The following is a 25,509-nucleotide window of genomic DNA, read 5'->3' as shown; positions in this document are numbered from 1 at the left end:
TGCGCGCCGATGGCAGTGCACGCCACGTCAACGCATCAACGCGTCGTACTGCGCGTTGCCACGCAGGATGCGCACGACCAGTTGCTGCGGTTTGCGCTGGAAGTTGGCACGCCAGCTGGCCAGATCGGCAAACTCGCCCACGCTGCTGGCCACGATCACATCGCCGCTGACCAGACCATTGGCTGCGGCACGACCGCCGCGTTTGACCTCGCTGACCATGACGCCGGTAATGCCGGACTGGCGCAGCGATTCGGGCAGGTCCACGAAGGTGGCGCCGCCCAGGCGTGGGTCGAGCATGTCGCCGGTGACTGCCCGGTCCTGCTCTTTCAGTTTGGCGGTGAGGGTGAGCGGTTTGCCATCGCGGCGAATCTCCAGCCTGACCGGGCTACCAACCGCCTGCAGGCCTTCATAGTTGTGCAGCGCTTCTGCACTGTCCACGCGCTGGTCGTTTGCCGCCACCACCACATCGCCTGGCTGCACACCTGCGGCGGCCGCAGCGGACCCTGGCAACACACGCGTCACCAGCGCACCCCGCAACGAATCCACACCCAGGCCCTGCAGCATCTGCTGGGTGAGATTCTGGGTTTCCAGCCCGAGCGTGCCACGCACCACCACGCCCTTGGTCACCAATTGCTCCACCACATTGCGCGCCAGGTTGGAGGGGATCGCCAGACCCAGGCCGATATTGCCGGCCATGCTGCCCTGGGGATTGAAGCTGGCGGTATTGATGCCCACCAACTGGCCCTGCAGGTTGACCAGCGCACCGCCGGAGTTACCCGGATTGATCGAGGCATCTGTCTGGATGAAATTCTGGTAGCCCAGCCCGCGAATACCGCTGCGGCCCACTGCCGAGACGATGCCGGAGGTCACCGTCTGGGTGAAGCCGAACGGGTTGCCGATCGCCACCACGAAGTCACCCACGCGCAGCGCATTGCTGTCGGCCAGCTTGATGTCGGTAAGGTTGTCGGCCTTGATGCGGATCAGCGCGATATCGGTATCGGCATCGGAGCCGATGAAATCGGCCTTGACCGTGCGCCCGTCGCCAAGCGTCACCTGCACATCGTCGGCATTTTCGATGACGTGGTGATTGGTCAGCACATAGCCTTTTTGCGCATCGATGATCACGCCAGAACCCAGCGACTCGTTGATGCGGTCCTGCGGCACCTGCGGAAACAGCCGGCGCAGGATCGGGTCGTTGAAGAACGGGTTGCGCACGCGCACCACTTGCTTGGTATTGACGCTCACCACCGCCGGCATCGCTTGTTGCAGCATCGGCGCCAGCGACGGCACCGGTTGCCCGGCGACGGCGGCCGGCAACGCGGCGGCCGCGGGCAAGCTAAAGGTAGTGGAGGCACCGGCCGGTGCGGCCTCGGCGCGGTTGTCCATCCAGGCGTTGATGCCGGTGGCGGCAAATCCGCCGAAGGCAGCGGCCAGGGAAAGGGTCAGCAAGGTGGGCAGCGGGCGCATGCAACGAGTCCGGGTTACGCGGTGGAAGAGGAATAGGGCGTCTGACTGCGTAAATCAAGCTGAACGAGAGTGCCAGCGGGCAATTTAACGCCTGGTGAAAGCGCCGCCGAGCCCTTGCCGGCGCTGCGTTGACAGTCGCTTGAGCCCGGCGTAGCGTCCGCTTGATCCGATGCCTGTTCAGCATACGCATGCCGCTGCGCATCGCCCGCGTTTTCAGCACTGATGCCCTTAAGGAGGGTCCTATGAGCAACGGCAATGGTGTGACGGCAACCCTGTCCGAGGCTGTCGATAGCGTCAAGAGCACTGCCACCGAACTGGGCGAGACCATCGCCAGCACCACCAGCGACGCGGTGGCCAGCGTGCAGGACGCGGCCGGCACGGCGGCGGCAGAGGCCAAGATCCGCGTCGCCAAGGCCCGCAAGGCGGTGGTCAAGGTCGAACAGCGCGTTGTCGAAAAGGCCGGCGATGCAGCCACCGCGGTCAAGCGCAGCGTGGCCAAGACCAAGCGCTCGCTGGTGTCGGGCAAGGAGGCCGCCAAGGACAAGTTGACCGCCACCAAGGACGCTGCCAAGCAGAAGCTTGCATCTACGAAGGATGCCGCCAAGCAGAAGCTGAGCAGCACCACCGATGCTGCCAAGAAGAAACTGGCCAACACCAAGGCCAGCGCCAAGCAGAAGCTGGAAGCCGCCAAGGCCAATGCCAAGGCCGAAGCGGCAGCACTGAGTGCCAAGACCGCTGCCAAGAGCGCAGCGCGCAAGAGCGCGGTGGCCACGGTAGGCGCGCGTGCGGCAGCGAAGAAGGCTGCGGCCAAGGCGGCGCCGGTCAAGAAGCCGGTCGCCAAGACCATCGTCAAGCCCGCCGCCAAGAAGGCACCGGTGGCCAAGCAGACCGCCACCAAACAGGCCGCAGTGAAAAAGGCCCCGCTCAAGAAGGCGGTGACCAAGACCACCCTGAAGAAGGCCGCCAAGGTCACCAAGACCCCGGCCACGCGTGCCGTGGCCAAGACCACCGCCGCCCGCAAGGCGGTGGGCAAGAAGGTGGCCAAGCGCGTGACGCGTTGATGCTGCAGCACCAAGATGGCATTGCACGCTGACGATGCGTTGGCCGTGCAGACCGACAAAGGCCGGCGCTGTCTGTACAGCGCCGGCCTTTTTTGTGGTGTGATCGTTAACGAGGCGGTCCCTTGCTTGCTGCGCTCATGTGATCGGGCAAGTGACTGGATCTGACATTTGAACCGGATGGGCATCTGTCCGCACCGCTCGCCAGATGCGGGACATCAAGCCACGCTCCTCACGGAGCGAGAAGGTACGGCTTGCACGCCATGGGCGCGCGTCCTTGAGCGCCTGCGCTGCAAGAATGGGTTGGGTGTGCAGCGGCGGTAGCGTGAAACCGACGAAGCCGCATGTCGTCGCGAGGCTTCGCCCGTACCCTCATCCGCCCCTGCGGAGCACCTCCTCCCGATGGGAGAAGGAAACTGGAAGCCATCGCTTCCGCTAATCCGATTCCCGATTCCCGATTCCCGAATCCCGAATCCCGAATCCCGAATCCCGAATCCCGAATCCCAGCTACTCCATTCCCTTGACCAACTGCTCGGCGCCCTTGCGAATACCGGCCTTGGCGGCGTCGTAGGCGCCCAGGCTGGCCTTGATGTTCATTGCGCTCGGATACTGTTTTTCGACATAGGCGGCGAGCAGGCGGTTGCTCTGCGCGTCGAAGATTTCCACCGCGTAGCTGACCGAGCCGGAAAACGCGCCTTCCTTGCCGCGTGCGGCCTGCACCGCGTTATAGGAACCGCCGCCCAGATCCACCTTCATGAAGGTGCCCAGCACCCGCTTGCTGGGCTTGGCACCGGTCAGGCTGATGCGCACGCGCAAGGTGTCGCGATCGGCCACCGTCGTGCGCTGCCAACGCTGCCCGATCGCATTGCCGAACTCCTGTTGCATGTAATCGGCGAGCATGCGTTTGTCCTGCTCGGGCACGTCTTCGAATTGCGCGTCCGGACCGCGATAGATGCTGACCGGCTCGACCAGTGCGGCGCGGTAGCGCGTCCAATCCACCTCGCCCTGATAGGCGTATGGCATGCGGTCGCCACGGCTGCCATCGTGCGGGCGCAGATAGCTTGAAGACGGCAGCTGGCTGTACGGCATCGGGCGCGTACTGGCACAACCGACCAGCGTCACGCCGACAACCAACAGCGCGCAGCAGCGGACAAGGGAATGCGACGACATGGGCAGATACCTGGAGAGGAAGCAGATAGGGACAAGCACGCGCGAGCGGGGCCGCGCGCTCAATGCATCAGATAGCTGGCCACCGCCAGCGCAAACACCACGGCGGCGGCAGTGAACAACACCCCGCTCTTGGCCCAGTGCTGCAGCCGGCGCGCCTGACGTGCGCTGCGGATATCCGGCAGTTCGCTCCAGATGTCGCGATTGCGCGTGCCGGTGCGGCCACAGCGAAAGTCCAGCAGGAGGACATCGGCGACAGGGGCAGGGGCAACGCTGTCGTTGGCAGCCGTATGCGGCGCCAGCAGCGCGATGGCGGCGGGGGAAAGCGGGGTGGAACGGATCGAGTGAAACATCACCATGCATCCTGGATGCGTGCGGTGAGTGCACTGTAGGCAGCGGGTGTTGGAAACTTATTGGTTGGACGCTGGACGATCGCCGCGCGCCGCCTGCGTTCAGCCGGTGCGGCGCACGCCCTCGCTGGCGAACACCACGCGCACGCACAGGCCGCGGCCCTCGTGGCCTTCGCAGGTTTCGATGCTGGCTTCGTGCAGGCGCGCGATGCCGGCCACCAGCGACAGCCCGATCCCGCTGCCCTGCACCTGGCTGCCGGCAACCCGGTAGAAGCGTTCGAAGATGGACGCGTGGGCACTCTCCGGCACGCCCGGGCCGTCATCGCTGACCTGCACGAACGGATGCAGCGCATCGGCGCGCAGGCAGTAGCCGCAACTCACTTCCACCATGCCATGAGGCCGGCCATAGCGGATGGCGTTGTCGACCAGATTGCGGATCAGGATACCCACCGCATCCACGTCGCAACGCAGCAGGCACGGCGATGCTTCCACCTGCAGATTGACGTGGCGGGCCTCGGCCTGCACGCTGAATTCGTCCAGCACATGCGAGATCAGCTCGCCCATGTCCACCTGCTGGTACGCCGCCGAACTGATGCCTGCATCCAGTCGTGCCAGATCCAGCAATTGCTCGGCCAGCCGATTGCTGCGGCGCGCGGTTTCCAGCAGCTGCTGCAGCGCCGCGTCCTTGGCCTCCAGCGTGGGTGCGCGCAGCGCGACCTCGGCGTAGGCATGCAGCGCAGACAGCGGGGTGCGCAGTTCGTGCGCGGCGTCTGCCACGAAATCGCGCTCGGCCTGCACGGTCTTTTCCACGCGGGCCAGCAGCGAATTGAAGGAGCCGATCAGCGGGCGAATCTCGTCCGGCACCTGCGCCAGCGGCACCGGCTCGGTCTCCAGCCCGGTGCGTTGCGCGATGGCGCCGGAGATGGCGCGCAGCGGTGCGAGCGAGGTGCGGACCGCCCACCACACCAGCACGCCCAATACCCCCAGTTGCAAGGTGTTGAGCACCATCGCAATCAAGGTCTGCTTGAAGCTCATGCGCGAGGACACATTGCCGATCGGGGTGTGCGTATCGACCGCGGCCGGCGGCTCCGGTTGCGTATCGAAGCGGTGCTCCAGCGCATCGGGCAGGGCGCTGATCAACTGGTCGCCGAACATGTTGAGCTCCTGCTCGAACACGCTGTGATGGCCCTGGGTGACCAGGGCGACCAGGATCCACAACGAGGTGGACCAGCTCAACAACACGATTGCGGCCAGCGCCGCCAGCATGCGTGCCTGCAGCGATTTCATTCCGGTGCCTTGCCGACCATGTAGCCCTGGCCATACACCGTGGAGATCAGCTCGTCGCCCAGCTTGCGGCGCAGCTGGTGCACGTACACCGCAATCATGTTGCTGCCGCCTTCGGACGGACCGCCGTAGACGCCTTCTTCCAGTTGATCCTTGGTGACCACGCGCCCGGCGCGTTCCATCAGCGCCAGCAGCAGGCGGTATTCGTGCGCGCTCAGCGCCACCCACTTGCCGTCGCGGGTGACCTTGCGGCTGCTCGGGTCCACGCAGACATCGCCCTGCGTGAGCAGCGGCACCACGCGTCCCTGGCTGCGTCGGGTGATCGCACGCAGCCGCGCCATCAGCTCGTCGAACTGGAACGGTTTGACCAGATAGTCGTCGGCACCGGCATCCAGGCCGCGGATGCGGTCGGTGAGCTGGCCGCGCGCGGTCAGTGCGATCACCGGCGTGGCGTCGTAATGGCCGCGCATGAAGCGGATCACCGTCAGCCCGGACTCGCCCGGCAGGCCGATATCCAGCAGCACCGCGGTGTAGCGGTGGTCCACCAGCACGGTCTTGGCGGCATTGGCGCTGCCGACGTGGTCGATGGTCCAGGACTGCTGGCGCACGCCATCGCAGATCGCGTTGGCCAGCATGGTGTCGTCTTCGACAAGCAGCAGGTGCATAGGTATTCCGCCGGGCCCAGGGCCAGTCCGAGATCGGCAGCACTGTCGGAGATGGTCGTTAGGCAAATATTAGTGCATGGCCCTCCGAGCCGTTACAGGCGGCCGGCAGCCCTGCCATTGCGCAGGGCCCCAGGGCCACGCAGGCGCTAGCGCTGCAGGATGGCGCGCAACGCCGCTTCCAGATGGACATACTGGAAGCGGAAGCCGGCATCCAGCGCGCGTTGCGGCAGCACGCGCTGGCTGATCAGCAGCAGCTCGGCCATCTCGCCGAAGCCCAGCCGCAGCAGGCCGGCTGGCAGCGCCAGCAGTGTCGGACGATGCAGCACGTGGGCCAGGGTGCGCGCGAACTCGGCATTGGTGACCGGGGTCGGTGCGGTGGCGTTGTAGGCGCCGGGCTGGCCGTGTTCCAGCAACCACAGCAGCAAAGCCACCATGTCGGCGCGATGGATCCAGCTCATCCAGTGGCGGCCATCGCCGAACGGGCCGCCGCCGCCGAAGCGGAACGCCGGCAGCATGCGGGCCAGGGCGCCGCCGTCGCGGTCGAGCACGATGCCGGTGCGGACCCAGCTCACGCGCGGGCCGAGTGCGCCGATCTTTGCCGCTTCGGCTTCCCAGTCGCGGCACAGCTGCGCAGAGAAATCGTTGCCGGCGTGGTCCGCCTCGGTCAGGACGCTGTCGCCCCGCTCGCCGTAATAGCCCACCGCCGAGCCGGAAATCAGCACCGCCGGGCGCCGTTCGGCCGGCTGCTGCGCGATCCAGGCATGCAGCTGGCCGGTGATGCCCAGGCGCGACGCGCGGAAGCGCTGCTTGCGCGCATCGGTCCAGCGGCCGGCCGCCAGCGGCTCGCCCGCCAGATTGATGACCGCATCGGCCTGCACCCCGTCCAGCGTGTCCACCACGGTCATGCCGGGCAGGCGACGCGCTGCGCGCCGCAGGTCGCGGGTCAGCACGCTGACCTGGTGCCCGGCCTGCACCAGTGCTGGACACAAGGCTTGGCCGATGAACCCGGTGCCGCCGGTGATGAGCAACTGCATGGGACATTCCTGCGCCGAATCGATGCGGCACGATAGGCCAGCGCTGCCTGCTGCAAAGTGAAGTCGCTGCTGCACCCGCTGCGATGGCCGCGTGCGGCACCAGGACGGCGGCCGGGCTCAGCGCGCGTCCACCAATAAAGACCGGCAAGGCCCAAACGCCAACGCGCCGGACAGGCCGGCGCGTTGGGTGCTTGCAGACGCTGCAACGGGCTCAGCGCGAGGAGGACACCGCGTGGGCACGCTCGAAGTGCGCCGACACCACGCGCCGGCTTTCTTCCAGATGCTGCTTGACCGGCGCGCTTTCGGCGGCGGGCAGCAGTTCGGCGTCGATGATCTTGATGGTGTCGCCGTGGTCGCTGACCATCGTGCGCAGGAAGGCATTGCGGTAGGCGTCCTTGCCATCGGGCAGGGTCGCTGTCTTTGCCAGTGCGTCCACCGCTGCCTTGCCCTTGGCGCGCATTGCATCGGCGCGCGGGCTGTCGGTGGCACCCAGTGCCTTGCTCTTTTCCAGGTTGGCTTCGTGGTCGTGCAGCAACTGCTTGGCGAAGGTGTCGGTCGCACCGCCCAGATCCTGGGAGATGGCCTGCTTGGCCAGCGCGATCTCGTTTTCATCCAGCGCCGCCAGCACGCCGAGCACGGCGGGATCGCCCTTGGCCAGTTCGGCAGCGCCGGTGCCGCTGACCGGTGCGGCAATCGGTTCGGGCGATACTGCCGGCGCAGTCCGCGAGGCATCGCCGCCGGGGCGATCGCAAGCGGTCAGGAAGAGCACGGCAAGGAGCGATGTCGCGACAAGAAGGGATTTCATGGAGGTCCTAAAAGAATGCGGCCAATACTGCCGACGGTGAAATGCAAAGGAGCCGCTACGCGGCTCCGGTGATGCGTGGATCGGCGCCTGTCGGTCAGGCCAGCTGCGCCTGGGCGGTTGTGCCAAGGCCCAACGATCTGGCTGGCGGACGCACGCTGTCCTGTGCGGTGCGGCACACGCGCGCCATGCGTGCGGTGCGCTCACGAATCAGCGCGTGTTCGCTGGCCGGGGCACTGCCCAGCAAGCTGGCGACATGGAAGCCTAGGATGTCCTCCGCGCGGTCGCCCTGGTCGCTGACGATGTGCGGAACCAACCGCTCCAATCGTTCCAGCTCCTGCTGCACTTGATACGGGGTTTTCATGATGCTCTCCAATGAGTAACGGTCTTGCTCAATACATACTGCTCAACTATTGCGTGCACCCAGCCGCTGCCAGCAGTCGGTGGCCAATTGCTCGTAATTGGACTGGGTGCTGGATGAAATGAAGTGATGTTCCAGGCGGTCGCGAAACAGGCGCAGACGTTCCTGATCGCTCGAACGCGGTGCCTGCAGGTAGATATCGCAGGCCATTTTCACCACCGGGGACAATTCGCTGAACTTGCCTGCACCCAGGTTGCCCTGCGCGTGCCGCGCCTGCCAATGCGCGATTTCGGCTTGTACATCGATGACGGATGGGTCTCTGCTCATGACTTCGCGTGGTCCGGGTTAAACAAACTTGACATGCAGGGTAACTGCGGCTGTGTCAACGAATGATCATCGAACCCGACTATTCAACGCACTGCAGTGGTGCGTGCTTAACTGGTCAGCTTGCAGTTGCGCCTCTACACGCTACGTATGCAGGCAATGTCTCGCGAGAACTGCAGTTGTGATCGAAGCCGTAGCGTCGTGCTGAGCAATAGCCAGCAATCGATTGCATTGGCTGCAATGTCGGCAATCGAGGTGTGAGGCTTGCCATCGCGCATCGGCTGGTAGCTGCGTTGGTGAGCGAGAAAACCCCTGCGCAATGCCGCAATTTACGGAAGATTCTGAATCGTTCCACACTTGTGTAACGTCTGATGCTTAGGATGTGGGATGACTTTAGGGAGATGAGAGTACTCAGGATGCAGGACAGCGAAAGCAGCCGTAAGCCGCAAGCCGCCAGCGGTACCTCCGAAGCACGCGTGTGGTGGCATGCCTTGGTGGAGCTACGAGGGGGACGTGTCGCCATCAGCTTGATCGTCGTCCTTGTGATCGTATTCGCGTTCTATCTGACGCTGAAATAAGCCGGTTCTCCCGGGCATCGCGTAGCGATACATCAATGCCTGCGTGCGTCTCAACTGTTTGAACAAGCCAGCAACGGCACTCGGCTCGATGCTGCGAGGGGAGACGTGATGGCGCACAAGCAGTACTGCCAGGTCGTGGGGCATGTCACGCGTCCGGTGCCCGAGGACGGCCAAGAGCGTGCCACGCATGCCTGGGTCTGCGGTGAAATCGCACGGTTGCTGGGCGTTCGCGGCGCAGGGCACGCCAGTGACTTCAAGCATGCTGTCCCTGAGACCGTGTTTCATGTGCCCGATGAGACCTTGACCTCGGAACAGGCGCATGGACTCGGTATCGATGATGCGGCGGATTTGCTAGGCGGCATCGTGCCGCATGCCTTCCTGGCGACCAAGGTGATCGGCCACCCGCTCATTGCCGACCATGCAGCCAGCATCACCGGATGGAACAAGGCACTGGCCACCGCGCTGATCCCGGCAACATTGGCGGGCTATACGGTGTTTTCGCGCATCGATGCCCTGCGTGCATTGGAGCTCCTGCTTCCGGATGGCGGTGTGCGACTGAAGCTGCCGACCGGCGTGGGTGGCAACGGCCAATGGCGTATCGCCGGTGCAGCGCACCTCGCGCAGGTGCTGGACAGCCTGCCGGAGCATTATTTGCGCACGCATGGCGCGGTGCTGGAGCGCAACATCCTGCAGCCCGTGACGCATAGCGTGGGCGAGCTCTGCCTTGCGGGTGTCCAGATTGCGTATTACGGCACGCAATGCAGCGTGCGCAACATGCAGGATGAAGAGGTCTACGGCGGCTCGTCGCTGCATGTGTATCGCGGATCGCTCGAGGCACTGGCCGCGACCGCGCTTCCGTCGCTGCAACAGCGGGTGGTCGAGCAGGCCTGCAGATACGATCGATTCATCACCGCCGCCTATCCTGGGTTGCACATCTCGCGGCGCAACTACGACGTGGTCAGTGGCGACGATGGGCAGGCCGGTCCGGTCTGCGGTGTGCTGGAGCAATCCTGGCGGGTCGGCGGCGCGACACCGGCCGAGCTTGCCGCGATCTCCAGCTTCCAGGACGACGCCAGCCTGCAGTGGGTGCATGCATCCACGCATGAGATCTATCAGGGCGAACCGCCCGCGGATGCGCAGATCTACTACCGCGCGGAGCGCGCCGGGCCGGGTCCGCGCTTCAAATACAGGAGGGTATCCACCCCATAATGGAAGCCAAACTTTCCAGCATTCAGATCCCGGTCGACCAGGACGAACTCAGCGGCACCTTGCTGACGCCCACCGGCATTCCCGCGGTGTTGTTCGTCCATGGTTGGGGCGGCAGCCAGCATCACAGCCTGGTGCGTGCGCGCGAAGCGGTCGGCCTTGGCTGCATCTGCATGACCTTCGATCTGCGCGGTCACGAAGGCTATGCATCGATGCGCCAGAGCGTGACACGCGCGCAGAACCTGGACGACATCAAGGCCGCCTACGATCAGCTCGCTGGCCTGCCGTACGTCGATCCGCAGTCGATTGCGGTGGTCGGGCTCAGTTACGGCGGCTACCTGTCGGCATTGCTGACGCGCGAACGCCCGGTGGAATGGCTGGCGTTACGCTCGCCCGCGCTCTACAAGGACGAGCACTGGGATCACCCCAAGGTGAGCCTCAACGCCGATCCGGAGTTGATGGACTATCGGCAACGCGTGCTGACCCCCGACGACAATATCGCCCTGGCCGCCTGTGCCGATTACAAAGGCGATGTGCTGTTGGTGGAGGCGCAACACGATGTGATCGTGCCGCATCCGGTATTGCGCAACTACGCCAATGCCTTCGTCAATGCGCGCTCGCTGAGTGCACGCGTGATTGCTGGTGCCGATCACGCATTGAGCGTCAAGGAACACCAGCAGGAATATACGCGCACGCTGATCGACTGGCTGACCGAGATGGTGGTCGGCCGGCGCATCGCCCTGGCCAAGGAAGTGGTGGCCGCGCGCAAGCACAGGCTCAAGCAGCAGAGCGATGCGCTCTCCTCGCCGGGGCAGGGCACGAACGAATTCCGTGGCGATATCCGTGCGGTGGAGAACAGTTCCAGCTGATTCGCGCGTTCGCTAGAACGCCTCGTGCATGGCAGTGCTTTCCACAAGGAAGAACGGGCCCGTGGGGCCCGTTCTTTTTCCAAGACTTCAACCTGGCTCGGCGCCAGGCCGTATGGGCTTAGACGCGCGGGTCGGTCGGGTTGCGACGTGCCGCATCACCGTGATGCTCGGAATCGAAGGCTTCGCGCACTGCATGCTTGGCCTTTTCCCAGCTCAGGCGCGAGTTGGACTTGAACCGGTCCCAGCCGTCGCCCAGGTCGCGTTCCAGATGGTCGTCCCACTGGCGGCCGGCGTGTTGCTGACGCGCCTGCATGCCATAACGATAGGCCGGACGATAATCGTCATAGGAATACTCGGCATCGCGATAGCTCGCGCTGTCGAAGCGGCCTTCGTAATGCGTGTCGCCCTCGCGATAGACGCTATGGGTGCGATCGGCGCGCTCCCAGGCATCGCGCGCAGCAAGGCGCGCTTCTTCCCATTCCAGTCGTGATTCCCCGCGATTGCGCGGCCACTCGCCGGCCAGGGTCGCTTCGGTTTCTTCCCAGGTGCTGGTTGGGCGCGTTTCGCGCGCCTGCAGGCCGAAGCCGTACACGGTGGCGTAATCGCGATCGTAATCGGTGCCTTCCTTGTAGTAAGGACGGTTCTGATATTCCTGGCGCCAGTATTCGGTTTCCACTGTCGGGTCCAGGCGCTCGGCCACGCCCTTGCCGGCTGCAGCGCCGGCCACCACGCCCACCGCAGCGCCGATCAGGGTGCCCAGCGGGCCGAACACCGTACCGGCCAGCGCGCCTGCGGCAGCGCCGCCTGCAACGCCGCCCACACCCACGCCTACCGGATGCGAACCGGGTGCGCCGGAGATCGGATCACGATTCAAATCCTGCGCTTCGGCCTTGCGTTCCTGCTTGTCGAGAGGGGTATCGTGGTTGCTCATGTCGTCTCCGGGGTGGCTGTAGGTGCGTCTGTCGAGCAGATCGCGAACGTGGCGCCACCTTGGCCAGCGAGGAGTGAAACGCGTGTGCTTGGACGTGAGTGCCGTCGCGACAAGACTGAACTGTGCATCTGTCGGTATGGATGAGGTTGCTGACGCCAGCCTGCAACATCGCGCTCAAGCAAGCTTGCACTGCAGGTGTATTGATTTATCGAATGGCCTTACGTGGCTGGTGTGTACGGATAATCTGTACCAAGACGTCAGCCGATAACGCCAAGCGTATTTCCACAAGGCGGTGGCCTTCAGAAGATGCGGCCATATTGCCCTGCAGGTCATCGAAATGCCTTCGAACGCAGGCACTACAGATGTTTCAGCGATCGCTATTTCTGGCTGGCTGTGCGAAACGCAGTACCTGCGGCCATGTCGATGCACGGGCGCTTGAACGATGCTCGACGCGGCAACGCAGGTGGACGACGCCAGCATGACCACAAGGTCATTGACGCGATGGCAGTGCAGACGCGCGATGCAATCCATCCGCAGCCAGCCGGGCTGCAGCGCTCAACGATCAAGCGTCATCGATGAAAGCAGGGCAGGCACGCCGCTTCCAACGTCAAACCACGCTCACCCGCCGTGCGTGCCCAAGGTACGTGCGCCGGTCAAGATCATGCGCAGCATCTGCGAGATCTGTTCGATCAATTCGGGATCTTTTTCCGGCGGCGAGTCCATCGCCACCGCGCCCATCGCAAACACCAGCCGGGTGATCGCCTTGGACACCAGCGCCGGTGCATGCAGCTTGGCGTTGTCGGCGGCGGCCAGGCGGATCAGGTCCACCCGCAGCTCGTCTTCGAAATAGCTGAGCTCGCGCTCCACTGCCTGCTTGAATGCATCCGAGCCCACTGCGCCCTCGCGCAGCAGCACATGCAGCAACTTATCGTCGGCGCGCAGCTGCTCCATGAAAGCTTCGACCGACACGCGGATGACGCTGCGGTCGGTGGAGGTGGCGCGCTGGCGGGCCTGGCCGATGATGGTGCGCAACGAACGCCCGGCCAGATCGATCAAGGCCACCGCCAGCTCGTCCATGTCGCGGAACTGGCGATAGAAGCTGTTCGGCGCGATGCCGGCTTCGCGTGCCACCTCGCGCAGGCTCAGCGTGGACAGGCTGCGATGCGGTCCGATCAGCGACAGCGCCGCGGCGATCAGGTCCTCGCGTGAAATCGCCGGCTTGCGTGACGGCGGCGCGTCTTGGGAAGGCAGGGCGATGGAGGTCATGAGGCAGCAGCTAGGCGTGGGCCTGAATCATAGCTCCTCTGATCGATATACAACTGTATACACGGCTGTGCATGCATGCGTATAGTGCAATCCATGAACCTGGCATCTCCTCCCAAGTCCAAGTCCCCATTGCCGACGCGTCTGGCGCGCCGGCTGGTGTCGCCGCAGCTGTTCGACTTCTGGGCGACCCGGCTCAACCCGCTGTGGACGCTGGAACGGCCGATGGCCCGCCTGGTCGCGCGCACGGCCGCCAGCCGCGACGCGGTGACCCTGGTGCTGCGGCCCAATGGCCACTGGCAGGGCCTGCAGGCCGGCCAGCACGTGAGCCTGGGCGTGGAGATCGACGGCCGCCGCCTGCTGCGCAGCTATAGCCCGACCGTGCTGGCCGATGGCCGCCTGGCGATCACCGTCAAGGCGATCGAGGGCGGGCTGGTCAGCCGCTACCTGGCCGGCGCTGCGCCGATCGGGACGGTGGTGTCGCTGGATCCGGCCTTCGGCGACATGCTGCTGCCGACCATCCCGACGCCGCTGTTGCTGCTTGCTGCCGGCTCGGGCATCACCCCGATGCGCGCGCTGCTGCAGGCCGCCGCGCAGGCCGGCATGCCGATGGACGTGGACCTGCTGTATTGGGTGCGCCAGCGCGACGAAGCCTGCTTCGTCGACGAATTCGAGGCGATGGCCGCCGCCCATCCGCGCTTGCGCGTACGGCTGCTGACCACCCGCGAAGGCGCCACGCCGGCGGCGCGCATCGATACCTATCCGTTGGAGCAGATTGCCGATCTCTCCAGCCGTCACGTCATGGTCTGCGGGCCGGGCGGTTTCGTGCAGGCGGCGCGTGCGCGCCTGCAGGGCCGCGTGGCCGCGTTCCAGGCCGAAGCCTTCAGCGTGCCGACGCTGGAAGACGGCGAAACCGGTGATGTGCAGGTCCAGCTGTCACGCAGTGGCCGTACGCTCAGCCTGCCGCGCGGCCAGTCGCTGCTGGAAGGGCTGGAAGCGCACGGCCTGCGCCCGAAATACGGCTGCCGCATGGGCATCTGCAACAGCTGCGCCTGCGCGCGCCAGTCCGGCACCACGCGCCACCTGTTGACCGGTGAGCGCAGCAATGAACCCACCGCACAGGTCCGCCTGTGCATCAGTGCCCCGAGCACTGACCTGATCCTGGATCTGTAAGGAATCTTCATGAGCCGAGTCCATAACCGCGCCCTGTCCGCTGCCGAACTGCAGTCCTTCGGCGACGAGCTCGATGCCATCCGCGCCCGCGTGCAGAGCCAGGTCGGCGCCGCCGATGCGCGTTACATCCGCCGCATCGTGGCGGCGGTGCGCTGGACCGGCGTGGCCGGTCGCGCGCTGCTGTTCCTGGGCGCGTTCGTGCACAGCGTGCTGATCCCGGCCTGGATCGCCGGCGTGGTGCTGCTGACCCTGTCCAAGATCCTGGAGAACATGGAGCTGGGCCACAACGTCATGCACGGCCAGTACGACTGGATGGGCGACCCGCAGCTCAACGGCAACACCTACGAGTGGGACATCGTTGCCACCGGCGACAACTGGCGCAAGACGCACAACTTCAAGCACCACACCTATACCAACGTGCGCGGCATGGACGACGACATCGGCTACGGCCTGCTGCGCATCTTTCCCGAACAGCGCTGGCGCCCGTTCTACCTGCTGCAGCCGTTCGTGGCGGTGTTCTTTGCGCTGCTGTTCGAATGGGGCGTGGCCATCCAGGACCTGCGCCTGGGCCGCTGGTTCGCCGGCAAGATGAAGGCGGCCGAATTGCGCGCCTCGTTCCTGCCGGTCGGCCGCAAGATGGGCCGCCAGATGCTCAAGGACTACATCGTGTTCCCGCTGCTGGCCGGCCCGTTCTTCCTGACCGTGCTGCTGGGTAACCTGGCCGCCAACGTGCTGCGCAGCATCTGGACCTTCGTGATCATCTTCTGCGGCCACTTCACCGCCGATGCGGAAGTGTTCCCGAAGGAGTCGATCCGCAACGAGTCGCGCGGCCATTGGTATCTGCGTCAGCTGCGGGGTTCCTCGAACCTCACCGGTGGCAAGCTGATGAACGTGCTGTCGGGCAATCTGAGCCACCAGATCGAGCATCACTTCTATCCGGACCTGCCGGCCAATCGCTACGCGCAGATTGCGGTCGAGGTGAAGCAGGTCTGTGCGCGTTACGGCCAGCACTACAACACCGGCTCGCTGCCGCGTCAGTTCGGCCAGGTGATGTGGCGGATCGTGCGGCATGCGTTCCCGAGCCGGCCCAAGCCGGTACGCCGCCAACGCGAAGGCGCCTTGCAAAGCGCCTGATCGAAAGGGCCGCCATTGGCGGCCTTTTTTTTTTGGTGCAGTCAGTCCCAGTAGGATCGCCACACGAGATTGCACCTTGCCGGGTGCTCGGCATCGGTGCTTGCGGCAGGGGTGAACGCAAAGCGGTAGCGCCAGCTCGGGCAGCACGCGTTCGGGCAATTTGAGCTTGCGTGCGGGCGAGATCAGTACCTGTGCTGCGATTCGAGCATGCCGTGCGCGCACAACGTTTATCTAGGTGCCTGGATCGCCGTGGCCGTTGGTCGACTACGCGTCCTGACGGTCCAGGTCAGTGCAGGGCGCCGTCCCGGCGCCGGTCAGTGCGCAGCGCCGCGCATCAGTGCGTGGTAGGCGATGAAGCCGGTAGCCGGCAGCGCGCGCGAGAACAGCCAGCCCTGCGCCAGATCCACGCCGTGCGCGCGCAGATAGTCCAGCTGCTCCTGCCGTTCCACGCCTTCGGCAATGGTGCGTAACTGCAGCGTCTTGGCCATGTCGATGATGTGCGAGGTCACCGCGCTGGTGGCCGAATGGGTGCCGATGGTATCCACGAACGACTTGTCGATCTTCAGCGCATCCAGCGGCAATCCCTGCAGGTACTGCAGGCTCGAGTACCCGGTGCCGAAGTCGTCGATCGACACCGTGTGGCCGGCACCGCGCAAATGGGTGATGGTGGTGCGTGCCGCTTCGATGTCCATCAGGCTGCGTTCGGTCGCCTCCACCCACAACTGCCCGCTGTCCACACTAGTGCCATGCAGCACCTGGGCAAGCACGGTCTGCACACGGCCGCTCTTGATGTCCTCGGCAGAGACATTGATGGCCACGTGCAGGGAGGGGTCAGCCGCCAGGGTGGGGCCGAGGTCGCGGATGACTTCGGCCACCACCAGGTCGGTGATCGGCAGGATCAAGCCGCTTTCTTCGGCCAGCGGGATAAAGGCATCGGGCGGGATCAGCACGCCATCGGGTTGCTGCCAGCGTACCAGCGCCTCGGCACCGACGCAGGCGCCGGTGTCGAGCGCGATGATCGGCTGGTAATGCACGACGAACTCGTTGCGCTGGACGGCGATTTCCAGCCGTGCCAGCGGCGACAACCGCCGCCGCGACACCCAGATCACCAGGCTGACCAACAGCAGCGCCAGCGCAATGCCGACCGGCACCACCTGCAGCCGTGCGGCTGCCAGCGGCCCGCGCAGATAGGCCGCCGGCTCGGTGACGACCGCGGCCCAGTCGCCGCGGCGGTCGCGGCCGGACAACACCTGGGCATCTGCGCCGGTGCCGGAGGCGTCGGTCGGCGCTGCGATCAGCAGCCGCTCGGCGGCAGTGCCGGTACTGCTCAGTATCTGTCCGTCCGGCGTGCCGATCGCCAACTGCAGGCCGGGCGGCAGATTGATGTCGGTCAGCGTGGTCGGATTGATCAGGACGTTGTAGTCGCGCAGTTGCAGGGCCATCAGCGGGTGTTGCGGATTGGCCAGCGGACGCAGCCGCGTGGTGACCGCAATGCCACGCTTGACCACGAAGTCGGCAGCGGTGTGCGCAACCGCCTGCGGCGATGGCCCCCATGAGGTACAGCGCAACCGGCCCTGCTGCATGTAGCCGAGTTCGACGATGTAGTGACTGGCCAGTACCAGTGCGCGCATCTGCGCCAGATGCGACTGCGAGCAGGGCGGCAGCTGCGATGCGCCCATACTCAGGAGCGCGCCATGGGCCTCGTCGAAGGCAGTGTCGGTGCGCCGGATCGACAGCGCCGCGAGCTGCGCGAGTTTGCTCTCCTCGCGGTCCAGCGCCAGCCGCCATGCCAGATAGTAGGACAGGCTGATCGGAAGCATTGCGCCCAGCAATACCAGCAGCACGGTCAGACTGATGATGCGTTGACGCTTCACCTCACCACCCACATCTGCGTGGAGGGGTGCTCACGCACGACAGCCCGTGCAGAGCGACGCTGACGCGTATCGCCCCGCCACTGGCGCAGCATGCCGGTGCCGCACGCGGACGTGCCGCGCGAGGACGCTGGAGACAGTGACGGTGGACTGATGAGGCTGCACGTCGCGAATGTACGACAGACGCGCGGGTTGCGCGCGTCCGCGGAGCGAAGCAGACGTGATTTTCTGCAAACGACGATGCCGGCAAGTGTGGCAATCGGCCTCGTCAACGGATTCACGCGCCTGCACCAGGCGGCGCGCTAGGGTCGAAGTGTCTGTGCTCCCAAGCGGGAGCCACGGCGCCACCCGGCCCCGTGCAAGGCACTCTCCCTGGAGGAATCACCATGACAACGCAGAAAGAACGCGTCGGCGGCACCGATGCGGTGCCGATCTTCAAGATGCAGGAAACCACCCGCGATGGCGAACTGACCAAGTACGTGGTCGGCGACACCGGCGTCGCCTTCGACAGCCTGGAAGGCGCGCAGGCTGCGGCCAAGGATCTGGGTGCGCTCGACGGTTGAGTCGGGCTGCAGTCCGGTCGCCAGTCGTCCAATATCAGATAGGCGAGGGGGTAGGTCGAGGGTGCGGCGCCCTCACCGCTTGCGGGACACGCCGTGAATCCGTCCGTATAGGCTCCTTGGCGGCACTGATGCCGCCAAGGGTCCCGCAACCGGCGGGGGTCCCGCACTAGCGAGTTGGTCGGCCGCTTTCTCGAAAGCGTGTTCCTGAGCTTGCGGCGGGCAGACGAGACATTTGTCGGTTGTGTGTTGAACACCTGTGTGCTGCGCGGCTTGGGATGGGAAGCCGGGGGCACATGCAGTGATCCGACCAACCATGTCTTGCCCTGCTTGCCCCATGCACACCGACCATCTCGACTGGTCCTTGGCTGCCTACCGTCGCGGGACCTTACGCGGCATGGATGCCGCGTAAGAGCCTACACGGACTTACTTGGGGCCTGTCCCGCGATGGTGGGCGGGCAAGGGCCCTGCAGCCAGGCCGCAGATCAGCCGTTCTAGAGTTGGTCTGGCTCTACGGTCGAGCTGCCCGCAATCCCGATCCCCAAAGACACAAGCCATTCGCTGGCCGAGGAAGCGTGCCCAGGCGAGAAACGTTGAAGGCTGCTTTGTCGGCTTGGCGTCGCTGTCAGGGAAGTGGCTGCTCGGTCAGTCGCCCGGTGTGCGGGGTGTGGATCAGCGGGGCCAGATCGAAGCCCTGCTCGCGCGCATGCGCCAGATAGGCCTGGGTGGTGTTTTCGTCCAGTTGCGGCAGCCTTGCCAGCAGCCACAGGTACTTGCGGTCGGGTCCGCCGACCAGCGCGGCGGTGTAGTCCGCATCGATGCGCATCACCCAGTAATCGCCTTTGGTGAACGGAATCCAGCGCAGGCCTTCGGGCAGGAAGGTGACCTCCAGTCGTGCATTGCTGTCGTCGATGGCGCGCGCTTCGCCGATCGCTTCTTCCAGCTCGCCCTCGGCGGTCAGGCAGCGGTTCTGCACCCGCACCGTGCCATCGTCCTGCAACGAATAGTGCGCCGACACATCGGTGCAATCGGCATCCTCGAAGCGAATCGGCAGCCGTGCGATTTCGTACCAGGTGCCCAGATAACGATTCAGATCCAGGGACGGGACGGTGACTAGGTCGGGAAGTCGGCTCATGACGGCCTCTGCGCAATGGGAAGGCGGACGTTGTACGTGCATCGCCATGAAATGGATGTTGCGACGCTGGAGAGAGCGTGTGGACGTATCGGCGAATGCTGTGCCGCCGGATGGAAGCACGCGCCCTGCCGACGAACCGGCAGCAGACAACCCTTCGATGGAGACAGCGATCGATCGCATTGCCGTCTGGAATTCCTTAGCGTCCTAACGAAACTGCGCGGCATCGTCGTACGGTGGACCACTGCCACCACGTTGAGGCGTTTGGATCGGCGCTGCTACGCCGCGCTCGCCGTGCCGATGGCGCGATCCAGTTTGCGGTAACCAATGGCCTCGGTCAGATGCCGGGTGGCAATGGCTGCACTGCCGTCGAGATCGGCAATGGTGCGGGCCACGCGCAGGATGCGATGCATCGAGCGTGCGGAGAGCTGCAAGTGTTCGATGGCGCGTTCCAGCAGCACCTGATCGTCGCCTTCCAGGCGGCAGTGGTCATCGGTCTGTGCCTGATCCAGGTGAGCGTTGGGTGCGCCGGCACGCGCAAGTTGCCGTTGGCGTGCGGCGACCACGCGGGCACGCATGCTGGTGCTGTCTTCGCCGGGATCGCCGCTGCGCAAGGCCTGCGGAGGCAGTCGCGGCACTTCGACATGCAGGTCGATCCGGTCCAGCAACGGGCCGGAGATGCGGCTGCGATAGCGGCGGATGCTGTCGCTGCTGCAGCGGCAACGCCCGCTGCCATCGCCGGCCCATCCGCACGGGCATGGGTTCATGGCAGCAACCAGCTGGAAGCGTGCCGGGAAATCCACGCTGCGCGCGGCGCGCGAGATCGTCACCAGGCCGGATTCCAGGGGCTCGCGCAACACTTCCAGCGTCTGCCGTTGCCATTCGGGCAATTCGTCCAGAAACAGCACGCCGTTGTGGGCCAGCGAGATCTCGCCCGGGCGCGGATGCGTGCCGCCCCCGACCAATGCGACCGCGCTGGCGGTGTGATGCGGGGCCCGGTAGGGCCGCTGCCGCCAGCGCGCAAGATCCAGCCCGCGGCCGCTTACCGAGGTAATGGCGGCGGTTTCCAGTGCCTCGGCCTCGCTGGATTCCGGCAACAGGCCGGGCAGGCGCGAGGCAAGCAAAGTCTTGCCGCAGCCAGGGCTGCCGACCAGCAATAAATGGTGACCACCGGCAGCGGCGATCTCCAGCGCGCGACGCGCGTGCGGCTGGCCGCGCACATCGGCCATGTCGGGCAACGCACGCGCGCCGAGCGCCGGGATCGCCACCTCGGCAGCGGGCGCCCGTCGGCTGCCGTTGAGCGCGGCGCAGACTTCCAGCAGCGTGCGCGCGGTGAAGGCCTCGACATGCCCGGCGACAGCCGCTTCGGCACCATTGACCAGCGGCACGATCAACCGTCGCCCGGCCTGCGCGGCAGCCAGCGCGGCCGGCAGCACGCCGTCGACGCCACGCAACTCGCCGGTCAACGCCAGCTCGCCAAGAAACTCGTAGTCGGCAAGGGTTTGACGATCGATCTGCCCGCTGGCGGCCAGGATGCCGAGGGCGATCGGCAGGTCGAAGCGGCCGCCTTCCTTCGGCAAGTCGGCCGGGGCCAGGTTGATGGTGATGCGCCGGGCGGGAAATTCGAATTGTGCGCACAGCAGCGCCGCACGCACCCGTTCGCGCGATTCGCGCACCGCGGCCTCGGGCAGGCCCACGATCTGGGTGGAGGGAAGCCCGCCGGAGAGATGCACTTCCACCCGAACCTCAGGCGCATGCACCCCCACGCGGGCACGGCTGTGCACCAGCGCCAGACTCATGGTGGAAGGCCCTGGTCAGGGAGCGGCAGGCGGCGCTGTGGGCGTCGTCGCAGGCGCGCGGGCTTCCAGCGCGGCCACGGCCTGTTCCAGCGCGTCGAGTTTTTCGCGCGTGCGCAGCAGCACCGCGCGCTGCACGTCGAACTCTTCGCGGGTGACCAGGTCCAGCTTGCCCAGGCCGGCCTGCAGCGCGCCCTTGAAGGTGCTCTGCAGTTCTTCGCGCGATTGGCGCAGGCCCGGCGGCACCAGGTCGCTGAGGCGGCGGGCGAGGTCGTCGAGCTGGTTGAAATCGATCATGGGTGTTCTCCGCAGGTCCGTAGGAAGCCTAGTGCAGGCCGGGACACGCGGGACATCGGCAAGGCAGTCGGCAGGCGGTAAGGATAGTCCCATTTGACTGTCGGCCGCGGTGACGGGCGCACGCTGCTGGGTGAGTGTTACGGCCGTCCACGGTATGCTGCGCGCCCTGTCATGCCGCTGGATCCGCACCGATGAAAATGATCATGGCCATCGTCAAACCGTTCAAGCTCGACGATGTGCGCGAAGCGCTCGCCGGCTGCGGGGTGGCAGGCATCACGGTCACCGAGGTCAAGGGCTTCGGGCGGCAGAAGGGGCATACCGAGCTGTATCGCGGTGCCGAATACGTGGTCGATTTCCTGCCCAAGGTGAAGATCGAAGTGGCGGTGACCGACGACCAGGCCGAGCGCGTGGTCGAAGCCATCGTGACCGCGGCCGGGACCGGCAAGATCGGCGACGGCAAGGTGTTCGTCTACGACCTGGGCAGCGTGGTGCGCATCCGCACCGGCGAACTGGACAGCGACGCGCTGTAAGGCGTCAGCGGGCAGCGCCTTCGGCCGATATCGCGCCGTTGGTGCTCAGGTAATTGGCCGGTTGCTGAGATACCGCATCCGTCATCGGCGGATTGCCGCGACGCAGCGCCATGGCGTCCACAATCGCATCTTGGCTAAATAGTCACTCGTGGGCGAGCGGCCTCTGGCTGTCGACGGGCGAAGCCTTGAGCCGGCTCGATTTCACCCGAGCAGCTGGCCTGGTATACGACCCGAGCGGTGCCATGCCACGCAGCCTACTCATACCATTTCAATACCGAAGAGTGGATCCAGCACCTGGGGCCAGCCGCGGCACAGGCGCCATGCCCGCGACCAAGCTTTCGGCTTCCGGCATGATTTGAATGTCCAAGATCGGTCCGCTTGTCGCCACGCGACGACTTGCCTACTCTAGGGCCTAATACCATTTCAATACCGGAGTTCGGGGATGAAGCGACGCGATAGGAAGTCGGGCTTGCGCCCGCTCTCGCTCTGGCTGGCAGCAGGCCTGGCAGCGGCAACAGTCCCCGCGCTGGCACAGCCGGTCACCCAGCCGGCGATCTTCCCCGCCCCGGTCTCGATCACGCTGGAGGGTGGCACCGTCACGCTGGGGCAATCAGTGGTGCTGGTGGTGGCGCCGGGCGCAGATCCGGAGTCGATCGCGTTGGTACGCCGCATTCTCGGTACGGCCGGCGTCACCAAGATCGCCACCGCGGCGCGTCTGCCGGCCACGCTCGACCGCCCGCACATCGTGCTCGGCACCGGCGAGGCGGCAGTGGTGCGCGATGCGCTGACCCGCAGCAAGGCGATGCAGGACACCCACAAGGAGGGCTATACGCTCGCCAGCGTGGCGCTCGGCACCGGCAGCCTGATCACGCTGGCTGGTCATGACAACGACGGGCTGTTCCATGCGGCGCAGACGCTGCGCCAGCTGGTCGAGCGTCCGGCCATTCCGACCCTGGCGATCCAGGATCATCCGGCGATGCCGATCCGCGGCACCATCGAAGGCTTCTACGGCGCGCCATGGTCGATGGCCGACCGCAGCAAGCACATCGCGTTTCTCGCCCGCAGCAAGGCCAATACCTTCATCTACAGCCCCAAGGACGACCCGTACGCGCGTGATCGCTGGCGCGACGCATATCCGGCCGCGACGCTGAAGGCACTGGGCAAGCTGGCGGCCACCGCCAAGCGCAACCATGTCGACTTCGTCTATGCGATCTCGCCGGGGCCGACGGTGTGCTTCTCCGATCCGGCCGATGCCAAGGCGCTGCTGCGCAAGTTCGATGCCTTCCGTGCGCTGGGCGTCCGCAGCTTCTACGTGGCGCTGGACGATATCGAATACACCAAGTGGAACTGCGAGCGCGACAAGACCACCTTCGGCGCGTCCGGCGCGCAGGCGGCCGGTATCGCGCAGTCGCATCTGCTCAACCTGGTGCAGGCCGATCTGGTCGCCCGCCACGATGCAGCGTCGGAACTGATCATGGTGCCGACCGAGTATTACGACGCCAAGGAAAGCCCGTACAAGGAAGCGCTGCGCAAGCATCTGGACCCGAAGATCGTGGTGCAGTGGACCGGCACCGACGTGGTGCCGCCGGCCATTTCCATTCCCGATGCACGCGCGGCGACCAAGGCGTTCGGCCGCAAGACGCTGCTGTGGGACAACTACCCGGTCAACGATTTCGAAACCTCGGCCGGGCGCCTGCTGATGGCGCCGTATGCGCGGCGCGAGGCCGGCCTATCGGCGGAGTTGTCCGGCATCGTCTCCAACCCGATGAATCAGGAAGTGCCCAGCCGGGTGGCGGTGATGGGGCTGACCGCCTTCGCCTGGAACGACAGCGGCTACGACGCCCAGCGCACCTGGCATGCGGCCGCACGCGACCTGGCCGGTGGCGACGCGCAGGTGACCGCCGCGCTGCTGACCTTCTTCGATACCCAGCATCTGGCGCCGACCTTCGGCAGCCAGCCGTGGCAGGAACAGGCACCGCGGCTGAAGGCCGTGCTCGACCATGTGCGCGAGGCGATTGCGCTCGGCGATGCGGCAGCGCGCAGCCAGGCCATCGCCGAGCTGGCGCGCACGGCCGATGCATTCGCGGCCGCGCCGCAGACCATTCGTGCAGGCGTGGCCGACAAGGGCTTTGCGGAACAATCGCGCCCCTGGCTAGAGGCGATGGAAGGCTGGGGCCGCGCGCTGCAGCAGACCGCAGCCGGGCTGGATGCCGCCAATCGCGGTGCCGCGCAGGCGGCAGTTGCGTTTGCCGATGCCAAGCGCATCGCCGCCGAAGCCGCGGCGATCCCCTCGATCCCCGGCGCCACGCGCTTCGGTGGTCCGGTCAAGATCGCCGATGGCGTACTGGACCGCTTCGTCGCCGACGCGCCGCAATTGATCGCCTACCGCGCGCCGCCGGCAGGCGAAGCGGCAAGCGCGCAGTGAGGAGCCGGGGCGGCGACCGGACGACCGGCTAGCCGCCTGGAGGGCGCCGCCGGTGCACGGCATCGGCGCGTACCCCTGTCCACTGTGGTTTCCCCGCGCCGTTGCGCACGAGCTGGCGATTGCTCGCCAGGAAGATCGGTGCACCGTTGGCGTGGCATCGGGATGGCCAGACTTGCAGCCCGGCGAACGTGGCCCGCGACGCCGGACCAGCATGTGGCATGCGGATCGATATGCGTTGTTGCGCAGGTGCCGGTGCTGGATGCAGGGCGCGGTTGCGCGTCACCGATCAGGCATCACGCCGGCGCGCGCTGCCTTGGCGGCGGTTGGCCGCGGCCTGCCGGTCAGCGGGTTTCAGTCGGCACTGGTTGGCTGCGCATCGCGCTTCAGGTGCCGATACAGCCGCTTCCAGCTGCCGCGGATGGTGCGTACCCAGCGCGGCTCGGCGCTGCGTGCGGCCTCGTCGGCGGTCGGCGCGATCCCGGCCAGGCGCTGGCGCATCTTCTGGAAATTGGCCAGGTCGCTGCGCTGCAGTTGCCGCGCCAGCGTGCCGCGCCGCAACCAGCGCGGGAAGCGCCAGGCCGAGGTGAAATCGATCAGCACCGGCACGCCGGCACTGATCACCACATTGGTGCCGTGCAGATCGTTGTGGGTGATGCCGACGGCGTGCAGGCGGCGCAGCGCCTGCTGCAATTGTTGGAACACTTCCTGGCCGACCACCGCACTGGCGCTGAGGGTGTCGCCGGGGATGAACTCCATGCCCAACGCTAGCCCGCCCAGCGTGCCGAGCAGGGCCGGCGCGTGCCGCCAGCCGTGCAGGCGGGCCAGCATCTTGGCCTCGTGCCGCACCATCAGCCGCGCGATCGGCGCCAGCAGCGTACGGCGGTAGCGGCTGTAGTCCTTGACCACCGCCAGCTGCCCATCCAGATGCGTGCGATAGACGTTGGGCTCGAGCAGCCGGGTGCCCTGCTTGAGCAGCACGGGCGTGACGATTTGCAGGCTGGAGGTGTCCAGCGGCTGGTAATGCATGGCAAGTCTCCGGACCTTGGCGGCGCGGAGGAATCACGCGTCTGGCAGGTTCACGATGATCGCGGGGGATCGGTCCGGTGAATTTTAGAACTTGCGAGTATTGAAATTACATTTGTTTAACAAATGAAATGTTCCGGGAGTGGAACGGCTCAAAGAATCAATAGGTTGCCGCGTCAGCTGCGGTCAATCTTGTCGATATGTCCATA

Annotated in this window: 24 protein-coding genes; 8 read left to right on the top strand and 16 right to left on the bottom strand. The window is 65.7% G+C overall.

Annotated features, from left to right (window positions below; genetic code table 11):
• Positions 1 to 27 precede the first annotated feature (27 nt).
• A complete protein-coding gene (locus tag ABQ137_RS18625) occupies positions 28 to 1,467 on the bottom strand; it encodes a Do family serine endopeptidase (protein ID WP_046344874.1) in 1,440 nt (479 codons plus the stop codon).
• Positions 1,468 to 1,709: 242 nt separating this feature from the next.
• On the opposite strand from ABQ137_RS18625, the gene ABQ137_RS18620 reads away from it, so the two are divergent.
• Entirely contained in the window at positions 1,710 to 2,528 is an 819-nt protein-coding gene (locus ABQ137_RS18620; protein ID WP_184520070.1) for a histidine biosynthesis protein HisIE, read from the top strand.
• A gap of 504 nt (positions 2,529 to 3,032) precedes the next feature.
• Here ABQ137_RS18620 and ABQ137_RS18615 read toward each other — a convergent pair.
• The 8 genes from ABQ137_RS18615 to ABQ137_RS18580 form a co-directional block, all read right to left on the bottom strand.
• Positions 3,033 to 3,695, bottom strand: coding sequence for a DUF3313 domain-containing protein (locus tag ABQ137_RS18615; RefSeq protein WP_184520073.1), 663 nt, complete (start codon positions 3,693 to 3,695; stop codon positions 3,033 to 3,035).
• A gap of 59 nt (positions 3,696 to 3,754) precedes the next feature.
• Positions 3,755 to 4,045 (bottom strand): hypothetical protein, encoded by a 291-nt coding sequence (locus ABQ137_RS18610; RefSeq protein WP_047130141.1) that lies wholly within the window; start codon positions 4,043 to 4,045, stop codon positions 3,755 to 3,757.
• A gap of 99 nt (positions 4,046 to 4,144) precedes the next feature.
• The gene (locus tag ABQ137_RS18605; RefSeq protein WP_054591252.1) at positions 4,145 to 5,329 is read right to left on the bottom strand and encodes a sensor histidine kinase; all 1,185 of its coding nucleotides are present in this window, start codon (positions 5,327 to 5,329) and stop codon (positions 4,145 to 4,147) included.
• Positions 5,326 to 5,991, bottom strand: coding sequence for a response regulator transcription factor (locus ABQ137_RS18600; RefSeq protein ID WP_016902656.1), 666 nt, complete (start codon positions 5,989 to 5,991; stop codon positions 5,326 to 5,328). The genes ABQ137_RS18605 and ABQ137_RS18600 overlap by 4 nt, the downstream gene beginning before the upstream one ends.
• A gap of 146 nt (positions 5,992 to 6,137) precedes the next feature.
• The gene (locus tag ABQ137_RS18595) at positions 6,138 to 7,025 is read right to left on the bottom strand and encodes a TIGR01777 family oxidoreductase (RefSeq protein WP_054591253.1); all 888 of its coding nucleotides are present in this window, start codon (positions 7,023 to 7,025) and stop codon (positions 6,138 to 6,140) included.
• 211 nt (positions 7,026 to 7,236) lie between these two features.
• Positions 7,237 to 7,830 (bottom strand): DUF4142 domain-containing protein, encoded by a 594-nt coding sequence (locus ABQ137_RS18590; RefSeq protein ID WP_349783346.1) that lies wholly within the window; start codon positions 7,828 to 7,830, stop codon positions 7,237 to 7,239.
• Positions 7,831 to 7,924: 94 nt separating this feature from the next.
• Positions 7,925 to 8,191 (bottom strand): hypothetical protein, encoded by a 267-nt coding sequence (locus tag ABQ137_RS18585; protein WP_184551812.1) that lies wholly within the window; start codon positions 8,189 to 8,191, stop codon positions 7,925 to 7,927.
• 42 nt (positions 8,192 to 8,233) lie between these two features.
• Positions 8,234 to 8,515 (bottom strand): hypothetical protein, encoded by a 282-nt coding sequence (locus ABQ137_RS18580; protein ID WP_003486531.1) that lies wholly within the window; start codon positions 8,513 to 8,515, stop codon positions 8,234 to 8,236.
• Positions 8,516 to 9,198: 683 nt separating this feature from the next.
• On the opposite strand from ABQ137_RS18580, the gene ABQ137_RS18575 reads away from it, so the two are divergent.
• Together ABQ137_RS18575 and ABQ137_RS18570 are read left to right on the top strand one after the other, a co-directional pair.
• The gene (locus tag ABQ137_RS18575; RefSeq protein WP_349783345.1) at positions 9,199 to 10,299 is read left to right on the top strand and encodes a DUF3182 family protein; all 1,101 of its coding nucleotides are present in this window, start codon (positions 9,199 to 9,201) and stop codon (positions 10,297 to 10,299) included.
• On the top strand, positions 10,299 to 11,165 hold the full coding sequence (locus ABQ137_RS18570; RefSeq protein WP_046344865.1) for an alpha/beta hydrolase family protein: 867 nt from the start codon (positions 10,299 to 10,301) through the stop codon (positions 11,163 to 11,165). The genes ABQ137_RS18575 and ABQ137_RS18570 overlap by 1 nt, the downstream gene beginning before the upstream one ends.
• Positions 11,166 to 11,283: 118 nt before the next feature.
• Here ABQ137_RS18570 and ABQ137_RS18565 read toward each other — a convergent pair whose 3' ends face one another.
• Together ABQ137_RS18565 and fabR are read right to left on the bottom strand one after the other, a co-directional pair.
• Complete coding sequence (locus tag ABQ137_RS18565; protein WP_102251070.1) at positions 11,284 to 12,096, bottom strand: hypothetical protein; 813 nt, start codon at positions 12,094 to 12,096, stop codon at positions 11,284 to 11,286.
• 618 nt (positions 12,097 to 12,714) lie between these two features.
• Positions 12,715 to 13,362 carry an HTH-type transcriptional repressor FabR gene (gene fabR / locus ABQ137_RS18560; RefSeq protein WP_016902665.1) on the bottom strand — a complete coding sequence of 216 codons (648 nt, stop codon included), beginning with the start codon at positions 13,360 to 13,362 and terminating at the stop codon, positions 12,715 to 12,717.
• A 93-nt stretch (positions 13,363 to 13,455) separates the two neighbouring features.
• On the opposite strand from fabR, the gene ABQ137_RS18555 reads away from it, so the two are divergent.
• The gene (locus ABQ137_RS18555; RefSeq protein ID WP_349783344.1) at positions 13,456 to 14,532 is read left to right on the top strand and encodes a ferredoxin reductase; all 1,077 of its coding nucleotides are present in this window, start codon (positions 13,456 to 13,458) and stop codon (positions 14,530 to 14,532) included.
• A gap of 9 nt (positions 14,533 to 14,541) precedes the next feature.
• Positions 14,542 to 15,666, top strand: a complete 1,125-nt coding sequence (locus tag ABQ137_RS18550) for a fatty acid desaturase family protein (protein ID WP_024939708.1) — start codon at positions 14,542 to 14,544, stop codon at positions 15,664 to 15,666.
• A gap of 314 nt (positions 15,667 to 15,980) precedes the next feature.
• Here ABQ137_RS18550 and ABQ137_RS18545 read toward each other — a convergent pair whose 3' ends face one another.
• Positions 15,981 to 17,540 carry an EAL domain-containing protein gene (locus ABQ137_RS18545; protein WP_349783343.1) on the bottom strand — a complete coding sequence of 520 codons (1,560 nt, stop codon included), beginning with the start codon at positions 17,538 to 17,540 and terminating at the stop codon, positions 15,981 to 15,983.
• A gap of 383 nt (positions 17,541 to 17,923) precedes the next feature.
• On the opposite strand from ABQ137_RS18545, the gene ABQ137_RS18540 reads away from it, so the two are divergent.
• Positions 17,924 to 18,100, top strand: coding sequence for a hypothetical protein (locus tag ABQ137_RS18540; protein ID WP_046344854.1), 177 nt, complete (start codon positions 17,924 to 17,926; stop codon positions 18,098 to 18,100).
• Between the two features lie 622 nt (positions 18,101 to 18,722).
• On the opposite strand, the gene ABQ137_RS18535 is transcribed toward ABQ137_RS18540, so the two are convergent.
• From ABQ137_RS18535 to ubiK, 3 genes are all read right to left on the bottom strand, one after another.
• Positions 18,723 to 19,232 (bottom strand): lipocalin family protein, encoded by a 510-nt coding sequence (locus tag ABQ137_RS18535; protein ID WP_046344852.1) that lies wholly within the window; start codon positions 19,230 to 19,232, stop codon positions 18,723 to 18,725.
• 275 nt (positions 19,233 to 19,507) lie between these two features.
• Positions 19,508 to 21,028: a YifB family Mg chelatase-like AAA ATPase gene (locus ABQ137_RS18530; protein WP_349783342.1), complete on the bottom strand. Its 1,521-nt coding sequence runs from the start codon at positions 21,026 to 21,028 to the stop codon at positions 19,508 to 19,510.
• A gap of 15 nt (positions 21,029 to 21,043) precedes the next feature.
• Positions 21,044 to 21,322 carry a ubiquinone biosynthesis accessory factor UbiK gene (ubiK, locus tag ABQ137_RS18525; protein ID WP_016904462.1) on the bottom strand — a complete coding sequence of 93 codons (279 nt, stop codon included), beginning with the start codon at positions 21,320 to 21,322 and terminating at the stop codon, positions 21,044 to 21,046.
• Positions 21,323 to 21,513: 191 nt separating this feature from the next.
• Here ubiK and ABQ137_RS18520 point away from each other — a divergent pair, with 191 nt between their 5' ends.
• Together ABQ137_RS18520 and ABQ137_RS18515 are read left to right on the top strand one after the other, a co-directional pair.
• Positions 21,514 to 21,852 (top strand): P-II family nitrogen regulator, encoded by a 339-nt coding sequence (locus tag ABQ137_RS18520; RefSeq protein ID WP_016904463.1) that lies wholly within the window; start codon positions 21,514 to 21,516, stop codon positions 21,850 to 21,852.
• A gap of 442 nt (positions 21,853 to 22,294) precedes the next feature.
• Positions 22,295 to 24,277 carry a glycoside hydrolase family 84 protein gene (locus ABQ137_RS18515; protein ID WP_349783341.1) on the top strand — a complete coding sequence of 661 codons (1,983 nt, stop codon included), beginning with the start codon at positions 22,295 to 22,297 and terminating at the stop codon, positions 24,275 to 24,277.
• A gap of 351 nt (positions 24,278 to 24,628) precedes the next feature.
• On the opposite strand, the gene ABQ137_RS18510 is transcribed toward ABQ137_RS18515, so the two are convergent.
• Positions 24,629 to 25,303 carry an RIO1 family regulatory kinase/ATPase domain-containing protein gene (locus ABQ137_RS18510; RefSeq protein WP_046344826.1) on the bottom strand — a complete coding sequence of 225 codons (675 nt, stop codon included), beginning with the start codon at positions 25,301 to 25,303 and terminating at the stop codon, positions 24,629 to 24,631.
• Positions 25,304 to 25,509: the final 206 nt, after the last annotated feature.

The organism is Xanthomonas sp. WHRI 8393, assembly GCF_040203315.1.
GTDB classification, from domain to species: Bacteria; Pseudomonadota; Gammaproteobacteria; order Xanthomonadales; family Xanthomonadaceae; genus Xanthomonas; species Xanthomonas arboricola.
Note: the sequence above shows the minus strand (reverse complement) of the source record. Positions and strands in the feature narration are given on the sequence as shown.

Excerpts from the sequence above, each read along its gene's own strand:
- ABQ137_RS18625 (WP_046344874.1), bottom strand. The coding sequence starts at position 1,467 with ATGCGCCCGCTGCCCACCTTGCTGACCCTTTCCCTGGCCGCTGCCTTC.
- ABQ137_RS18620 (WP_184520070.1), top strand. The coding sequence starts at position 1,710 with ATGAGCAACGGCAATGGTGTGACGGCAACCCTGTCCGAGGCTGTCGAT.
- ABQ137_RS18615 (WP_184520073.1), bottom strand. The coding sequence starts at position 3,695 with ATGTCGTCGCATTCCCTTGTCCGCTGCTGCGCGCTGTTGGTTGTCGGC.
- ABQ137_RS18610 (WP_047130141.1), bottom strand. The coding sequence starts at position 4,045 with ATGTTTCACTCGATCCGTTCCACCCCGCTTTCCCCCGCCGCCATCGCG.
- ABQ137_RS18605 (WP_054591252.1), bottom strand. The coding sequence starts at position 5,329 with ATGAAATCGCTGCAGGCACGCATGCTGGCGGCGCTGGCCGCAATCGTG.
- ABQ137_RS18600 (WP_016902656.1), bottom strand. The coding sequence starts at position 5,991 with ATGCACCTGCTGCTTGTCGAAGACGACACCATGCTGGCCAACGCGATC.
- ABQ137_RS18595 (WP_054591253.1), bottom strand. The coding sequence starts at position 7,025 with ATGCAGTTGCTCATCACCGGCGGCACCGGGTTCATCGGCCAAGCCTTG.
- ABQ137_RS18590 (WP_349783346.1), bottom strand. The coding sequence starts at position 7,830 with ATGAAATCCCTTCTTGTCGCGACATCGCTCCTTGCCGTGCTCTTCCTG.
- ABQ137_RS18585 (WP_184551812.1), bottom strand. The coding sequence starts at position 8,191 with ATGAAAACCCCGTATCAAGTGCAGCAGGAGCTGGAACGATTGGAGCGG.
- ABQ137_RS18580 (WP_003486531.1), bottom strand. The coding sequence starts at position 8,515 with ATGAGCAGAGACCCATCCGTCATCGATGTACAAGCCGAAATCGCGCAT.
- ABQ137_RS18575 (WP_349783345.1), top strand. The coding sequence starts at position 9,199 with ATGGCGCACAAGCAGTACTGCCAGGTCGTGGGGCATGTCACGCGTCCG.
- ABQ137_RS18570 (WP_046344865.1), top strand. The coding sequence starts at position 10,299 with ATGGAAGCCAAACTTTCCAGCATTCAGATCCCGGTCGACCAGGACGAA.
- ABQ137_RS18565 (WP_102251070.1), bottom strand. The coding sequence starts at position 12,096 with ATGAGCAACCACGATACCCCTCTCGACAAGCAGGAACGCAAGGCCGAA.
- fabR (WP_016902665.1), bottom strand. The coding sequence starts at position 13,362 with ATGACCTCCATCGCCCTGCCTTCCCAAGACGCGCCGCCGTCACGCAAG.
- ABQ137_RS18555 (WP_349783344.1), top strand. The coding sequence starts at position 13,456 with ATGAACCTGGCATCTCCTCCCAAGTCCAAGTCCCCATTGCCGACGCGT.
- ABQ137_RS18550 (WP_024939708.1), top strand. The coding sequence starts at position 14,542 with ATGAGCCGAGTCCATAACCGCGCCCTGTCCGCTGCCGAACTGCAGTCC.
- ABQ137_RS18540 (WP_046344854.1), top strand. The coding sequence starts at position 17,924 with ATGACAACGCAGAAAGAACGCGTCGGCGGCACCGATGCGGTGCCGATC.
- ABQ137_RS18535 (WP_046344852.1), bottom strand. The coding sequence starts at position 19,232 with ATGAGCCGACTTCCCGACCTAGTCACCGTCCCGTCCCTGGATCTGAAT.
- ABQ137_RS18530 (WP_349783342.1), bottom strand. The coding sequence starts at position 21,028 with ATGAGTCTGGCGCTGGTGCACAGCCGTGCCCGCGTGGGGGTGCATGCG.
- ubiK (WP_016904462.1), bottom strand. The coding sequence starts at position 21,322 with ATGATCGATTTCAACCAGCTCGACGACCTCGCCCGCCGCCTCAGCGAC.
- ABQ137_RS18520 (WP_016904463.1), top strand. The coding sequence starts at position 21,514 with ATGAAAATGATCATGGCCATCGTCAAACCGTTCAAGCTCGACGATGTG.
- ABQ137_RS18515 (WP_349783341.1), top strand. The coding sequence starts at position 22,295 with ATGAAGCGACGCGATAGGAAGTCGGGCTTGCGCCCGCTCTCGCTCTGG.
- ABQ137_RS18510 (WP_046344826.1), bottom strand. The coding sequence starts at position 25,303 with ATGCATTACCAGCCGCTGGACACCTCCAGCCTGCAAATCGTCACGCCC.